This window comes from Cupriavidus alkaliphilus (assembly GCF_014191175.1).
Taxonomy (GTDB): Bacteria; Pseudomonadota; Gammaproteobacteria; order Burkholderiales; family Burkholderiaceae; genus Cupriavidus; species Cupriavidus alkaliphilus.
In genome coordinates this window covers 251,997-266,300 of sequence record NZ_JACHWE010000008.1, presented here as the reverse complement: position 1 = coordinate 266,300, position 14,304 = coordinate 251,997, and the positions used below count along the sequence as shown (strand labels likewise).

The following is a 14,304-nucleotide window of genomic DNA, read 5'->3' as shown; positions in this document are numbered from 1 at the left end:
GGCCGCTTCCGCGCGCTGCAGCGCTTCCTCGACTACGTGCAGGGGCACGACAAGGTTTGGATCTGCCGCCGTGTCGATATCGCCCGGCACTGGGCGCAGGTGCATCCTTTCCAGGCGCAGGAACGCCCCGTCCAAGCGCTCGCAACCTGCAGGGAAACCGCCCCGGCCTGACCCCGCGGCCGCGCTGTCGCCATAGTTGTGTACGATATAGCCGTGTTTCGTCGCCAGTTCCGGCGACAGGCTGAATGTCCGTACCCTGATATGGCAACCACATCGAAGAAGGCGGCGCCCGGCGCCGCCGCGAAAGCCCCGCGCCGCGCCGCCGCCAAGGCCGCCCCGAAAACCCTGCAAAAGGCTGCCGCCAATGCCGCCCCGGACGACGAGGCGGGCCAGGAAGGCGCCGCCAGCGAGGCGTCGGCCACCGAGGCGATCTACCTGAGCCTGCTCTACGCGATCATGGAGCACCGCCTGCTGGCGGGCACCAAGCTGGTCGAGGAACGGCTGTGCGAAGTGACCGGCGCCAGCCGTGCGCGCATCCGCCAGGTGTTTGCGCGCCTGGCGCACGAGAAGCTGGTGACGCTGGTGCCCAACCGCGGCGCCTTTGTCTCCAGCCCGACCGTGGACGAAGCGCGCGAGGTGTTCCAGGCGCGCCGCGTGGTCGAGCCCGCGCTGGCCGCCGAACTGGCACAACGCGCCACGCCCGGCAAGGTGCGCAGCCTGCGCCGCCATGCCATGGAAGAAGACAACGCGCGCGCCCGCGGCGACCGCGCGGCAATGATCCGCCTGTCGGGCGAGTTCCATATCCTGCTGGCCGAGATGGCCGGCAACGCCATCCTGGAAAAGCTGATCCGCGAGATGGTGTCGCTGACCTGCCTGATCATCACGCTGTACGACCGCCCCGGCGCCCCCGCGTGCGCCGAGCACGAGCACCGGCAGCTGATCGACGCCATCGAACAGCGCGATGCCGCGCGCGCCAGCGCGCTGATGGCGGAACACCTGGAGCACATCGAAGGCTCGCTCGACCTGAGCATGCCGGACAGCGGCGCGCCGGACTTCTACAGCATCTTCAGCAAGGGCTGAAGCGGATCGCGCCAGCTGCGGCCGGCATTGCACTCCGCGTCCTGCGGCCTAGACTGGCTGCATGACAAGGCGGCGCGCCCCGCGCCGCAGGGGAGGTCCCATCATGGCCACCATCGAGCCGCCCGCCGCGAGCGGCCGGGCACCGCTGGCGTTCGCGCGGCTGTATGCGGATGCGGCTGGCGAATCGCACTTCGCGCCGCTTGCCGTTGCCGTCACCGAACGCCTGTTCGCGCCGCCGGCTCGTGCGTTCTGGGTATCGCCACTGGAGGAAGCCGCCCGGCAAGGCTTCCTGGTCGTACCCGCTGGCTGGGTCGGTGCACCGCATCCCTCACCGTTGCGCATGTGGATCTTCGTGCTGGGCGGCGCGATGGAATTTGAGGCGAGCGATGGCGAACGCCGGGCGCTGCCGACAGGCAGCGGACTGCTGCTCGAAGACACCACCGGCAAGGGCCATGCCAGCAAGGTGGTCGGACCCGCCGACGCGACGCTGGCCGTGGTGCAGATGCCGATGCCGCGGGGCTGAAGTCCATGACCGCGCCCGAGCCAGCGGCATCCCCCAAGCCAACGCCGCAAGTGGTGCCCACCGGCTATCGCCAGGGCATCATCACCGCGATCACCGTGCTGCTGGGCTTTTCGCTGGGGTTCTGGCGCTTCTGGGGCTTCGAAAGCCCGGGCGAATGGGACTGGCGCTCGCTGCTGGCGGCGGTGGCGCTGCTGGCCGCGGTGGTGCTGCAGATCGTCGCGCTGTTCCGCGCGCTGCGCGTCGAGGACGATGCGGTGCCGGAATACCGCAAGACGGTGCGCTGCTTTATTGCCTCGGCCATTGCACTGGTGATCGGCCTGGCCGCGGCGATGATCGACGCGGCGCTCGAAACTTAGGGGCCGATGATTTCGATACTGTCGACACGGTCCGGATAAAACGCCAGGAGCGCGCCGATAGCGGCAACGGCAACGTACGGCGACTCATAGCTCCACACCGCGTTGCGCGCGCGCTCGCCGCCGGCCGGAATGGAGAAGTAGCTGCAGTCGCCCTTGTACGGGCAGTAGGTGGCATGCGCGCTGCGCTCCAGCCGCGCCATGTCGACATGCGTGCGCGGGATGTACTGCACCGGCGCATAGTTCGCCTCCTGCAGGGTCAGCGCCGCATCGCTGTCGGCAATCGTGATGCCGGCCACCTTGACCACCACCCTGCCGGCGGTCGGCGTGATGGTGATGGGATGGTCGGGGCCGGGGATCCTGACAGGCTTGCCTGGCATCTCGTGCTCCTGCGTTGGCGGGATGCAGGACATTCTAGGCGCTTGCCGGCCAGCTTGCCGCAACGGCCCCGGCCCGCGCCATGGCGGCTCAGCCGACCTTTTCCAGCGCCGTGCGGTAGTGCGCGGCACGGCGCACATAGTCCTGCGCATTGGCACGCAGGCTCTTCACTTCGTCATCGGTCAGTTCGCGCACGGCCTTGGCGGGCGAGCCCAGGATCAGCGAGCGCGGCGGGAACTGCTTGCCCTCGGTCACCAGCGCACCGGCGGCAACCAGCGATTCCGCGCCGATCGAGGCGTGGTTCAGGATCACGGCCTGGATGCCGATCAGCGCGCCATCGCCCACGGTGCAGCCATGCAGCATGGCCTGGTGCCCGACCGTCACACCGGCGCCGAGCACGAGCGGACAGCCGGGGTCGGTGTGCAGCACGGCACCTTCCTGGATATTGCTGCCGGCGCCGATGGTCACCGGCTCGTTGTCGGCACGGATCACGGCACCGGGCCAGACCGACACGTGATCGGCCAGCTCGGCGCGGCCGATGATGGTGGCTTCGGCCGCGACGAAAGCGCTGCCGGCGATGGCGGGCGAGAGCTCGCCAAGCTTGTAGAGAGTCATGATGGATGATGGAAGACAATGGATCGCCAGCGCGGCCTGCCTGGCAAGGCAGCGGCCGCGCCGGCGGCAGGAAACCGTCCGGCTTACTCGGCCTTGACGTTGGCCTTCTTCACCAGCGCGGCATAGCGCGCGGCTTCGCTGCGGAAGAACGCGGCCGCGGCCTCGGGCGTGCCGGGCTCGATCACGGTGCCCTGCTTCTTCATCGCGTCCAGCACTTCGGGCGAGGTGAAGGCTTTGGCAAAGGCATCGTGCGTGCGCTTGACTTCCGCCGCCGGCATGCCGGCCGGGCCGATGACGGCGAACCAGCCGGCGACGTTGTAGCCCGGCAAACCCTGTTCGGCGAGGGTGGCAAGGTCGGGCGCGGCGGCGGTGCGCTTGTCGCCGCACAGGCCGATGGCGCGCAGCGTGCCCGCCTTCAGGTGCGGCGCCACCGCGTTGAGCGCGACCACGCCCATCTCCACCTGTCCGGCCAGCAGGTCGTTGACCATCGGGCCGGTGCCCTTGTACGGCACATGGCGCGCGGTGACACCGGCCTCGTCCAGGAACATCTCGCCCGCCAGGTGGAGGATGGTGCCGTTGCCCGACGAGGCGTAGTTGTAGCTGTCGGGCCTGGCCTTGAGCAGCGCCACCAGTTCCTTCACGTTCTTCGCCGGCACCTTGGGATTGACCACCAGCACCAGCGGCGTGGTGCCGATCACGCTGATCGGGGTCACATCCCGGATCGCGTCGAACGGCATGGTGCGGAACACGCTGGGGTTGATCACGTGGTTGTTCGACACCAGCCCGAGCGTGCTGCCGTCGGGCTGCGCCTTGACCACCGCGGCAGCGCCGGTGATGCCGCCGGCGCCGGGCAGGTTCTCGATCACCACCGGCTGGCCGAGGGCCTTGCCCAGCGCCGGGCCGGCCGCGCGCGCGATATTGTCGACGCCGGAGCCCGCGCTGATCGGCAGGATCAGGCGCACGGGCTTGCCCGGTCCGCCCTGTGCGAGCGCTTCGAAGCCGGGGGCAGCGAGTGCGGCGGCAAGCGTGGCGGAAAGTGCCAGCGCAGACTTGAGCAGGGTACGACGTTGCATGCTTTGTCTCCGTTTCGTTATCGTAGGGCTTTGCTGGCGCCGCTGTAGCGCGGCTTGCCCGTCAGCCGCCTCAGCCGCGGCCTTTGCCGAGCCGCGCCAGGATTTCTTCGTTGTGCTCGCCGGCGCGGGGCAGCGGGCCGCGCACGCCGGGGCGGCGGCCGCCCATCAGCAGCGGCAGCAGCACGGTGGGCGTGGTCGAGCCGTCGTCGGCCTGCATCGGCACCAGCCCGCCGCTGGCGAGCAGGTGCCGATCGTCGAGCAGCTGGTCCGGGCGCACGATCGGTGCATAGGGAATGCCTGCGGCTTCGAGCCTGGGCGCCAGATCGGCAGAGCGATGGTGGCGCAGGATCGCGCCGAGCTCTTCCAGCAGTTGCGGCCGCACCGCGACGCGCGAGGTGTTGCTGGCGTATTCCGGCTTGTCGATCAGCTCCGGATGTTCCAGCACGTGGCACAGCGTGACGAACTGCTTGTCGCTGACCGCGCCGATAAAGAGCTGTTCGTCCTGCGCCAGCGTGAACACGTCATACACGCTCCACGCCGACACGCGCGACGGCATCGGCGGCGGCGGCTCGCCGGTCATCGCGTATTGCTGCATATGCTGCGAGGCCAGGAACACGCAGTTCTCGAACAGCGCGCTCTGGATCTCCTGCCCCTTGCCCGTGCGGTCGCGCTCGCGCAGGGCGGCCAGCACGCCGATGGCGCCGAACATGCCGCCCATGATGTCGTTGACCGAGGTGCCGGCGCGCAGCGGCCGGCCGCTGGGGCCGGTCATGTAGGACAGGCCGCCCATCATCTGCACCACTTCGTCCAGCGCCAGCCGGTGCTCGTACGGGCCCGGCAGGAAGCCCTTGTGCGACACGTAGATCAGGTGCGGGTAGTCGCGCGACAGCGTGGCGTAGTCCAGTCCCAGCTTCTGCATCAGGCCGGGGCGGAAATTCTCCAGCAGGATGTCGCTCTGGCCCGCCAGTTCGGCGGCGGCGGCGCGGCCTGCGTCGGTGGTGATGTCGAGCACCACGCTCTTCTTGTTGCGGTTGAAGGCGCGGAAGAAGCCGATGCCCAAACCCGGCAGGTTGCGCGTCTTGTCGCCGCCGGGGGGCTCGACCTTGACGACTTCGGCGCCGAGGTCGGCCAGGATCATGCCGCAGGTGGGGCCCATCACCATGTGCGTGAATTCGACCACGCGCACGCCGGCGAGCGGCAGGGAGTTGCTGCTGTCTTGGGTCATCTCTTGGGTCATCTCTTGTCTCAGGCAGCGATGGGCGCGGGGCGGGCCGCGTAGGTCTTGGGCAGGCCGGCGCGCCACAGCGTGCCGTGCAGGGTCTCGTCGGGCAGCCAGCCGGTCACGTCCGCACGCAGCGCCAGCAGGCGTGCGATATCGATGCCGGTCTCGATGCCCATGCTGCCGAGCAGGTAGGCCAGGTCTTCGGTGGCAACGTTGCCGCTGGCGCCGGGCGCATGCGGGCAGCCGCCGATGCCGGCCAGGCAGGCGTCGAAGCGGGTCACGCCGGCGTCGAGCGCGGCATAGACATTAGCCAGCCCGAGCCCGCGCGTGTCGTGGAAATGGCCGCACCAGAAGCGCTCGCCGGCAATATCGACGGCCCGCGCGAACAGCTCGCGCACCATGCGCGGATCGGCATAGCCGACGGTATCGGCCAGGCTGACGCGGTCGGCGCCGGCATCAAGCAGCGCCTGCATCAGCCGCAGCACTTCTTGCGCATCGACATGGCCCTGCAGCGTGCAGCCGAACGCCGTGCCGACGCCGCCTTCGATCAGCGTCCTGGCGCCGCTGGCGTCGCGCGCGGCGCGGATGCGCGCCACTTCGGCGACGACTTCATCGGGCGTCTTGCGCAGGTTGGCCAGGCTGTGCGCATGGCTGGCCGACAGCGGCACGATCATCAGGTCGGCGCCGCTGTCGAGCGCGTCCTGCGCGCCGCGCAGGTTGGGCACCAGCACCGACGTGAACAAGCCCGGCAGCGTGCGCGCGAACGCGACCAGCTCGGCGGTATCGGCCAATTGCGGCAGCAGGCGCGCGGGCACGAAGGAACCGACTTCCAGCTCGCGCAGGCCTGCGGCGTGGGCGCCGCGGATCCATGCGAGCTTGCTGGCGGTGGGCAGGATGGTGCGGATGCTCTGCAGGCCGTCGCGCAGACCGACTTCGCGGATCACGGCGTGGCTGGGGAAGAGTTGGGTCATGGTTCTCCGGGACGGGCGGTGCATCCCTCGGTGGGAGCGATGGGAGAACTCTAAGAGTTTCTGCGCAGAAGCTGAAACGATGATTTGCGAAGCAGAACATGCCGAAACGGAAAGTCATCCGCCTGCGCCTGGCCCGGCCCCGGGATTTCCCGGATGCGACATTGCCGCGCGGACAACAGGCGTAGCATTCCAATCCGGAAACACTGCCGCCCCCACTCATGCGAGACCTCGACCTCACCACGCTGCGCCTGTTCGTCGCCGTCTGCGAAACCCGCAACATGGCGCGCGCCGGCGAGCAGGAACACATCGTCGCTTCCGCCATCAGCAAGCGCCTGGCGCAATTGGAGGAAACCGTCGGGGCCACGCTGCTGGAACGCCGCCGCCGCGGCGTCATCCCCACCCCCGCGGGCGAGATCGTGCTGGCGCATGCGCGCGCCATGCTGGCCGCGGCCGACCGCGTCACGCGCGACATGGCCGACTACGGCTCGGGCGTGCGCGGGCAGGTGCGGCTGCTGGCCACGGTATCGACCATGGCGGAATCGCTGCCGGACGACATCGCCGCCTTCATGCAGCTGCCGGCTCACCGCGACGTGCGCGTAACGATCGAAGAGAGCCTGAGCAGCGAGGTGGTGCGCGCGCTGCGCGACGGCACCGCGCCGCTGGGCATCTGCTGGGACGCCGCGGACCTGGAGGGCTTCCAGACCCGCCCGTACCGCGCCGATCACCTCGCCGCGGTGGTCTATCCCGGGCACCCGCTGGCGCGCGCGGACAGCTGCCGGTTCGAAGACACGCTGGACTACGACCAGATCGCCATGCCGGCACAGACCGCAGTGCAGATCATGCTGGCGCGCTATGCGGCAATCCTGGGCCGCCGCATGGCGCATCGCGCCGTGGTGTCGACCTTCGACGCGGCGCTGCGCTGCGTGCGCGCGGAACTCGGCATCGTCATCATCCCGGCCGAGATCGCCACGCTCGTGGCCACGGCCTTCGGCCTGCGCGTGATCCCGCTGCGCGACGACTGGGCGCGCCGGCGCTTTGCGATCTGCTGCCGCGACTTCGCGCTGCTGTCGCCCGCGGCGCAGTTGCTGGTGCAGTTCCTGCAAGACGCCGCGGCGAAGGAGGCGGCGGACGCCGCGCCTGCGCCGGCACGGGCACGGCGCAGGCGGTAAGTCGCCGCGCAACTTCCTGTGCGTTTCGAGGGTTACCCCGAGGCGTTTTCGCAAGCTTATGTTGCGCGCCGTTGCGTAGACTGGCTTGCGTTTTTCGCCGCCGGCCACGATGGTTGGACAGGACAGGCGGGGCGAAGCCTGGATCACGACAATGCGCGCCGCCACGGCGCAGGAGCATGCAAATGAACTTCAACGGCAAGAACGTACTGGTCACCGGCGCAAGCGGCAACCTCGGGCGCGCGGTCGCGCACGCCTTCGCGCAGGCAGGCGCGCGCGTGGTGGTGCTGGATCGCCATGACGCACCGTTGCCGGAGACCGGCAGCGGCCACCTGGCGCTGCAGGCCGACTTGCTCGATGCGGATAGTCTCGGCCAGGCCATCGACCAGGCCGTGCAGGCGTGCGGGCGCATCGACGTGGTGTGCAACCTCGCCGGCGGCTTTGCCATGGGCACGGGCATCCACGAGACCAGCGCTGCCGACTGGAACCGGCTGTTCGACATGAACGTGGGCACGGTGCTGAACATGGCGCGCGCGGTAGTGCCGCACATGCTGGCCGCGGGCGGCGGCGCCATCGTCAACGTCGGCGCCAATTCGGCGGCGCGCGGGCTGGCGCAGATGGGCGCCTATTGCGCCTCGAAGGATGCGCTGGCGCGCGTCACCGAATCGATGTCGGCCGAACTGCGCGACCAGGGCATCCGCGTCAACGCGGTGCTGCCCAGCATCCTCGATACGCCCGAGAACCGCCAGGCCATGCCGGATGCGGACAGCTCGCGCTGGGTCGGCCTGGACGCGCTGGCCGACGTGATCCTGTTCCTGGCGTCGGACGCGGCACGCGCCGTGCACGGCGCGCTGCTGCCGGTGGTCAACCGCGCCTGACGCGCGGCCGGCGCGCGGCGGATGCGGGGGTTGTGGCGGGTGAGGCGGCGCCAAGCACGCTGGCCGCTTCCTGGATCTGCTGGCGCAGCCAGCGCCGCAGCCGGTCGGCATCGGTGCGCGCATGCCAGATCTGCATCATGTCGACCCGCGGCAGCGCGAACGGCACCGGCAGCATCACCAGGTCAGGATCGCGCGCCACCGCTTCCTGCGCGACCGAGCGCAGGCAGGTCAGCAACAGCGCCGAGCCGCGCACCAGCCGGCTCGGCGCCAGGAAGCTCGACAAACCCGCCACCACCGTGCGCCGGTGTCCCAGCCGCACCAGTGCCCGGTCGACCACGCCGTTGAGGTCGCCGGTCAGCGTGGTCAGCAGGTGCTCGCAGGCCAGGAAGGCGTCCAGGTCCAGGCCGTCCGCGATGCGCGGATTGGTGCGCGAGCCCAGCACCACGAAGTCTTCGCTGCCCAGCCGCTGCTGGTGGAAGGTGTCGGGCAGGTTCTCATAGAAGCCGGCGATCGCCAGGTCGCAGGTGCCCTTCTCCAGTTCCTCGCGCGGCAGCTCGCCGCGCGTGTTGTGCGTGACCAGCACCACCCCCGGCGCGTCGCGGCGCAGGCGCGGCAACAGCGCCGGCAGCAGCAGCTGCTCCATGTAATCGGTGGTGTAGATGTGGACGGCCTCGCTGCGGGCGAGGAAATCGCGGCCGTCGCAGGCGTCGTAGAACGCATCCAGATCCGCCACCAGCCGCTGCACCTGCGGCGCCAGCGCATGCGCGCGCGGTGTCGGCGTCAGGCCGCGCGGCGCGCGCACGAACAGCGGGTCGCCCAGTTCGTCGCGCAGCCGGTTGAGCTTGTGGCTCAGCGCCGGCTGGCTCAGCGCCATGCGCGCCGCCGCGCGCGAGGCGTTGCCCTCCTGGTAAAGCACATGGAAGACGTAGAGCAGGTTCAGGTCCTTGCCGGCGATATTCATTTTTTGGATGACAGGCATCGAAGATTCGAAGTTTTCGAATCATAGCCAGCTGCGTAGGATGTTGCCAATGCCGGGGCTGCCCGGCCGACCGTGGACGCAAACCGGAGAACCCACATGAAAATCCTGATGGTGCTGACCTCGCACGACCAGCTCGGCAATACCGGCAAGAAGACCGGCTTCTGGCTGGAGGAATTCGCCGCGCCGTACTACGTCTTCAAGGACGCCGGCGCCGACATTGCGCTGGCCTCGCCCAAGGGCGGCCAGCCGCCGATCGATCCCAAGAGCGATGACCCGGATGCGCAGACCGATGCGACGCGGCGCTTTCGCAGCGATAGCGCCGCGCAGCAGGCGCTGGCCAGCACGCTGACACTGGACCAGGTGAAGGCCGAGGACTTCGACGCGGTGTTCTATCCCGGCGGGCATGGTCCGCTCTGGGACCTGGCCGAGGACAAGCGTTCGATCGCGCTGATCGAGCAGTTCGACCGGCTGGGCAAGCCGGTGGGTGCGGTGTGCCATGCGCCGGGGGTGCTGCGGCATGTCAAGGGCGCGGACGGTCAGCCGCTGGTGAAGGGCAAGGAAGTCACCGGCTTTACCAACAGCGAGGAAGAGGCCGTGCAGTTGACTGCAGTGGTGCCGTTCCTGGTGGAGGATGTGCTCAAGGCCAGCGGCGGGCGGTTTACGCGCGGGGACGACTGGGCCAGCCACGTGGCGGTGGCGGGACGGCTGGTGACGGGGCAGAACCCGGCGTCGTCGGAGGCGGGGGCTGAGGCGGTGTTGGGGTTGTTGAAATAAGGCCAGCGGCGTTCAGCTCGTTGCGGCTTTGCTGCCCTCTCCCACTTCGCGGGAGAGGGCAGCCTTTGCCGGCGGCGCAGGCTCGCGGCTTGCGACCAGGCTTTCGATGCGTGGTTCAGGCACTCACTACTGCGGCACCAGTTCCACCCGCTCCCGGCTCGCCTTCTCCACCGCCTTGCGCGTATAGACCAGCGGGAAATACTCCCCCTTGGCCCACAGCGGCGCCAGGTCGCGGTAGTGCGGGCTGGCGGGGTTGCCCGACTGCCCCGGCGTGTTGATCACGCGCGAGGCGTCCCAGTTGCCGACGTCCAGCACCATGCGGAACGACGCGCCCGCGGTCAGGCGGAAATCCGTATTGCGGTAGCTGGTGTTCATCGGCGTGAAGGCCGAACCGCCGACCGGGCCCGCGTCGACGTTGAACTGCAAGCGTTCGGCATCGCTCAGGATCGGGTCCATCGGATGCGTGAACACGGCGGTGTGGAGCTTGCCCCATTGCCAGGCGCGCGGGTCCGGGCCGAGTTTGGCTTCGACCTCGGCCATCGCGGCCTTCAGCGATTCGAGCATCACCGCGTTGCGGCGCTCCGGCGGCATCCAGGGCCCGGGCTGCTCCAGCACCGCCACCACGCGCGCGGCATCGCCGGCACCGACCAGGCGCGCGGCTTCGGGCGGCAGCGCGGCGCGCACCACGGCCTGGCGCAGGTGCTTGCTGAACCACACCTCGAACAGTGCCGCGGCGGCGCTATCGGCGCGCTCGTTGCCGTTCCAGCCGCGCAGCAGCTCCAGGCCGCGGGCCAGTTGCGGGTCGTCGCTGCGCACGTCCTGCAGCAGCGCCACCACGCGCTGCGCCGGCAGCGACACGGTGTCGTTCTGCCACGCCATCGAATCCTGCACCGAGCTGCGCGCATTGGCACCGACCACCGCCTTCAGGCGACGCGCGCGCGAGCTGTCGCTCCATTCGTAGCCCACGCCCAGCTTCGCGGCCGGGTGCTCGGGCGGGATGTTGTTTTCGTTGGCGGTGACGATATAGCCGGGCGCCGGGTTGTAGGCCCACGGCAGCTCGTCCATGTTGCGGTAGCCGGCCCATTCATAGCGGCCGTCGCCGGCCACCGGCGTCAGGCCGTCCCAGTTGGGACGCTTGACGGTCAGCCCGCCCGGGATCCAGCCGATATTGCCGCTGGTGTCGGCATAGACCTGGTTCTCGCCCGGTGCGCCCCAGCGGTTCATGGCGGCGCGGAACTGGTCCCAGTTGCGCGCGCGCATGTAGTCCATCGAACCGAAGTACGGCGCCATGCCGTGGTCCAGCCACGCGGCGCGCAGCGCCCATGCGTGCCCGGACCCGGACACCAGTACCGGGCCGTGGCGGGTGAAGTCGAGCGTGACCTTGCGCGGCGCGGGCTCGCCCTTGACCGCGATCTCTTCGGTGATGGTCTCCATCGGCTCCCACCGGCCCTTGTACTTGTACTCGCGCGAGTTGGCCGGGTTCAGCTCGTAGCCGTACAGGTCTTCCTGGTCCATGTAGAAGCGCGTCAGGCCAAAGGCGATGGTGCCGTTGTGCCCGATCGAGATGCCCGGCAGGAACGGCTCGCCCGCGCCGATCACCGACATCCCCGGCGCATTCAGGTGGCTGATGTAGCGCAGGCTGGGCGCGCCGTGCGAGCGGTGCGGATCGTTGGCCAGGATCGGCCGGCCGGTGGTGGTGCGCTTGCCGCCGATGACCCAGTTGTTCGAGCCCAGGCTGCGGCCGGTATCGCTGTTGGCATCGACCACGGCGTAGAGCTGGTCCAGCGGGATGCCGGCGGCCCGCCCGTCGCCCGAGGCTTCCTTCGGGAAGCGCGCGGCGGCGGTGGCCAGTTCGTAGGCGCGGCGCAGTTCGGCCGCGGGCACGGTGCAGGGATCGATGCCGGGATTGAGCTTCGGTTCGATCTGCGGGTCGAGTTCGCGCCGCAGCCAGTCGGCGCGCGCGGCCTGGGTTTTGGCTTCGCAGTAGAGGCGGGCGCGATCGATCTCGCCGGTGAAGTTCAGGGTCAGGCCGTGGTGGCGGATGCGCACGATGTCTTCGGCCTGCCAGCGCGCCGGCTTGTAGTTGAGCTTGCGGAATTCCGGCGGCAGCAGCTCGGGCTTCTGCTCGGTCAGCGCCACGTAGGCGTTCACCCCCGCGACAAAGGCCTCGGCCACGCGCTTGGCGTCGCTGCCGTAGGCCAGCCATTCGCGGTACATGTCGCCGCGGAACAGCACCGCGCGCGCCATGCGGTCGCCGTCGGCATAGGCCGGGCCGAAGTCCTTGGCCATCTCGCCTAGCCCGCGCTTGCGCCACAGGTCGATCTGCCACAGGCGGTCGCGCGCGGCCATGAAGCCCTGCACATAGAAGGCGTCGTAGAGCGTGCCGGCATAGATATGCGGCACGCCCCAGCGGTCGACCAGCACGCTGGCGGGTTTTTCCAGGCCGGGCACGGCGAAGGTGTGTTGGCGGGCGGGCGCTTCGGCCATGGCGGCCGGGATGGCGGCAGGCAGGGCGGTGGCGAGCAGCGCCAGCGCAGCGGCCAGGCGGCGGGGGGTGCGTAACATCGGGTCTCCTCGTGTTGTGATGGCTGCAGATGTCTTGCAGTTCACACCGAAGATAGTGCATGGCCGGCCGGCGCGCGAGCGCCGCGGCCGATCTCCGCACGCTGCGTGGCGTGCGGAGAGCGGCGGCCTGGATGCCTAGTAGACGTCGCGCCGGTAGCGGCCGTCGTCGGCCAGGCGGCGCAGCGCGTCTTCGCCCAGGATTTCGGCCAGCGCGTCATGGACGCCGCCGGCCATGCCCTGCAGGCTGCCGCAGACATAGATGGCCGCGCCGTCGTTCACCCATTGCCGCACGCCATCCGCGTGCAGGCGCAGGGCGTCCTGCACGTAGCGCGGCGCGCCGCCGTCGCGCGACCAGGCGTGGTCCGCACGCGCCAGCGTGCCGTCCGCCAGCCAGCCGGCCAGTTCCCCGGCAAAGAACGCGTCATGCCGCGCCGAGCGCTCGCCGAACAGCAGCCAGTTGCGCCGCCGCCCGGCCGCGGCACGCGCCTTGAGCTGGGCCCGCAGCCCGGCCAGCCCGGTGCCGTTGCCGACCAGGATCAGCGGCCGGTCGTCGGCCGGCGGATGGAAACTGCGATTGGCGCGGATGCGCAGCGCGATGCGGCCGCCCACCGCGGCGTGTCCGGTCAGCCAGCCCGAGGCCAGGCCCAAGCGGCCATCGTCGTGGCGGGTCTGGCGCACCAGCAGCTCGAGCCGGCCGTCGCGCGGCAGCGAGGCGATCGAGTATTCGCGATGCGGCAGCGGCGCCAGCGCGTCCACCAGCTGCTGCGGCGCGACGCCCCGCATCGCGGCAAGATGCGGTGCGGGCAGCGGCATGCGCGTGGCCATGGCCGCGGCCAGGGTGGTGTCGGCGCCATCGCAGCGCACCGGGGTGGCGCCATCCAGGCCAAGCTGCGCCAGCAGCCGGTCGACTTCGGCCGGCGCATGGCACGGGCCGATCTCGGCAATGTCGCCGGCCTGCCAGTCCGGCGCCGCGCCGTCCGGTGGCGTCAGCACCAGATGGAAGGCCGGCGCGCCCTGGCTGCCAGGGTTCAGGTGATGGCGCTGCGCCAGCCGCCAGTGCTCGTAGCGCGGGCGCTCCCAGTCGGCGATTTCGGCGCCGCCGCTCAGCGCCGACAGGTGGTTCTGCCAGTGGCGCAGCGCGCCGGCGTCGCCGTTGTCGACTTCGATCAGGTCGAACAACGGCTGCGCGCGCTGGCGCTGCAGCCAGCCCTCCAGCGCATGGCCGAAGGCGCAGAAGCGCGCGTAGCTGCTGTCGCCAAGCGCAAGGATGCCGTAGCGCAGCCGGTGCAGGCCATCGGCACCCGCCAGCAGGCGGCGGGCGAAGCCCGAGGCGCTGTCGGGGGCGTCGCCCTCGCCGGTGGTGCTGACCACGAACAACGCCTGGCGGCACGCTTGCAGGCGCCGGCCATCGACCTCGGCCAGCGACAGCAGCTGCACCGGCAGGCCCGCGCCCTGCAGCGCGGTGGCGGTCTGCAGCGCCAGCTGTTCGGCAAACCCGGTCTGGCTGGCATAGACCACCAGCGTCGCGTCGTCGCCCGTGCCCGCCAGCGCCGCCACCTTCGCGCGCCGCTGGCGGTGATGGGCCACCACCGCGCCGCAGAACCCCGCGTACGCGGCGGCCACGCCGGCGGCCATGGCCATGCGCGATGGCCCGAGCACGGACAACGCAACGCCGCCGGCCACGGCAAGCCAGCCAGCGCCGGCAATGGCGGACGACATCGTGCTGC

General features: G+C 70.2%; 14 protein-coding genes and 1 pseudogene. 7 read left to right on the top strand and 8 right to left on the bottom strand.

Features of this window, described 5'->3' with window-relative positions; all coding sequences use genetic code 11:
• The 4 genes and pseudogenes from FHX60_RS27860 to FHX60_RS23705 form a co-directional block, all read left to right on the top strand.
• A pseudogene (locus tag FHX60_RS27860) lies at nt 1-171 on the top strand (allantoinase); the annotation flags it as partial.
• Nucleotides 172-261: 90 nt separating this feature from the next.
• A complete protein-coding gene (locus FHX60_RS23715) occupies nt 262-1,080 on the top strand; it encodes a GntR family transcriptional regulator (RefSeq protein WP_183284810.1) in 819 nt (272 codons plus the stop codon).
• A 103-nt stretch (nt 1,081-1,183) separates the two neighbouring features.
• Entirely contained in the window at nt 1,184-1,603 is a 420-nt protein-coding gene (locus tag FHX60_RS23710) for a cupin domain-containing protein (protein WP_183284809.1), read from the top strand.
• A 5-nt stretch (nt 1,604-1,608) separates the two neighbouring features.
• Complete coding sequence (locus FHX60_RS23705; RefSeq protein ID WP_116297075.1) at nt 1,609-1,959, top strand: hypothetical protein; 351 nt, start codon at nt 1,609-1,611, stop codon at nt 1,957-1,959.
• On the opposite strand, the gene FHX60_RS23700 is transcribed toward FHX60_RS23705, so the two are convergent.
• The 5 genes from FHX60_RS23700 to FHX60_RS23680 all read right to left on the bottom strand — a co-directional run bounded on the left by FHX60_RS23700 (nt 1,956) and on the right by FHX60_RS23680 (nt 6,215).
• Complete coding sequence (locus tag FHX60_RS23700; protein WP_183284808.1) at nt 1,956-2,336, bottom strand: DUF427 domain-containing protein; 381 nt, start codon at nt 2,334-2,336, stop codon at nt 1,956-1,958. The genes FHX60_RS23705 and FHX60_RS23700 overlap by 4 nt on opposite strands.
• 88 nt (nt 2,337-2,424) lie before the next feature.
• The gene (locus FHX60_RS23695; RefSeq protein ID WP_112776153.1) at nt 2,425-2,949 is read right to left on the bottom strand and encodes a gamma carbonic anhydrase family protein; all 525 of its coding nucleotides are present in this window, start codon (nt 2,947-2,949) and stop codon (nt 2,425-2,427) included.
• 83 nt (nt 2,950-3,032) lie between these two features.
• Nucleotides 3,033-4,022: a tripartite tricarboxylate transporter substrate binding protein gene (locus tag FHX60_RS23690; RefSeq protein WP_183284807.1), complete on the bottom strand. Its 990-nt coding sequence runs from the start codon at nt 4,020-4,022 to the stop codon at nt 3,033-3,035.
• Between the two features lie 70 nt (nt 4,023-4,092).
• Nucleotides 4,093-5,247: a CaiB/BaiF CoA transferase family protein gene (locus FHX60_RS23685; protein WP_112776318.1), complete on the bottom strand. Its 1,155-nt coding sequence runs from the start codon at nt 5,245-5,247 to the stop codon at nt 4,093-4,095.
• A 20-nt stretch (nt 5,248-5,267) separates the two neighbouring features.
• Entirely contained in the window at nt 5,268-6,215 is a 948-nt protein-coding gene (locus FHX60_RS23680) for a hydroxymethylglutaryl-CoA lyase (protein WP_183284806.1), read from the bottom strand.
• Nucleotides 6,216-6,433: 218 nt separating this feature from the next.
• Here FHX60_RS23680 and FHX60_RS23675 point away from each other — a divergent pair, with 218 nt between their 5' ends.
• Together FHX60_RS23675 and FHX60_RS23670 are read left to right on the top strand one after the other, a co-directional pair.
• Nucleotides 6,434-7,384 carry a LysR family transcriptional regulator gene (locus FHX60_RS23675; RefSeq protein ID WP_183284805.1) on the top strand — a complete coding sequence of 317 codons (951 nt, stop codon included), beginning with the start codon at nt 6,434-6,436 and terminating at the stop codon, nt 7,382-7,384.
• Between the two features lie 182 nt (nt 7,385-7,566).
• Complete coding sequence (locus tag FHX60_RS23670; protein ID WP_116602161.1) at nt 7,567-8,259, top strand: SDR family NAD(P)-dependent oxidoreductase; 693 nt, start codon at nt 7,567-7,569, stop codon at nt 8,257-8,259.
• On the opposite strand, the gene FHX60_RS23665 is transcribed toward FHX60_RS23670, so the two are convergent.
• The gene (locus FHX60_RS23665) at nt 8,246-9,238 is read right to left on the bottom strand and encodes a LysR family transcriptional regulator (RefSeq protein ID WP_260164538.1); all 993 of its coding nucleotides are present in this window, start codon (nt 9,236-9,238) and stop codon (nt 8,246-8,248) included. The two genes, FHX60_RS23670 and FHX60_RS23665, sit on opposite strands and share 14 nt — an antisense overlap.
• 96 nt (nt 9,239-9,334) lie before the next feature.
• Between FHX60_RS23665 and FHX60_RS23660 the strand changes: the two genes are divergently transcribed.
• Nucleotides 9,335-10,012, top strand: a complete 678-nt coding sequence (locus FHX60_RS23660; protein WP_183284804.1) for a type 1 glutamine amidotransferase domain-containing protein — start codon at nt 9,335-9,337, stop codon at nt 10,010-10,012.
• A 126-nt stretch (nt 10,013-10,138) separates the two neighbouring features.
• On the opposite strand, the gene FHX60_RS23655 is transcribed toward FHX60_RS23660, so the two are convergent.
• Nucleotides 10,139-12,577: a penicillin acylase family protein gene (locus FHX60_RS23655; protein WP_183284803.1), complete on the bottom strand. Its 2,439-nt coding sequence runs from the start codon at nt 12,575-12,577 to the stop codon at nt 10,139-10,141.
• A 135-nt stretch (nt 12,578-12,712) separates the two neighbouring features.
• On the bottom strand, nt 12,713-14,296 hold the full coding sequence (locus FHX60_RS23650) for a sulfite reductase subunit alpha (RefSeq protein WP_183284823.1): 1,584 nt from the start codon (nt 14,294-14,296) through the stop codon (nt 12,713-12,715).
• Nucleotides 14,297-14,304: the final 8 nt, after the last annotated feature.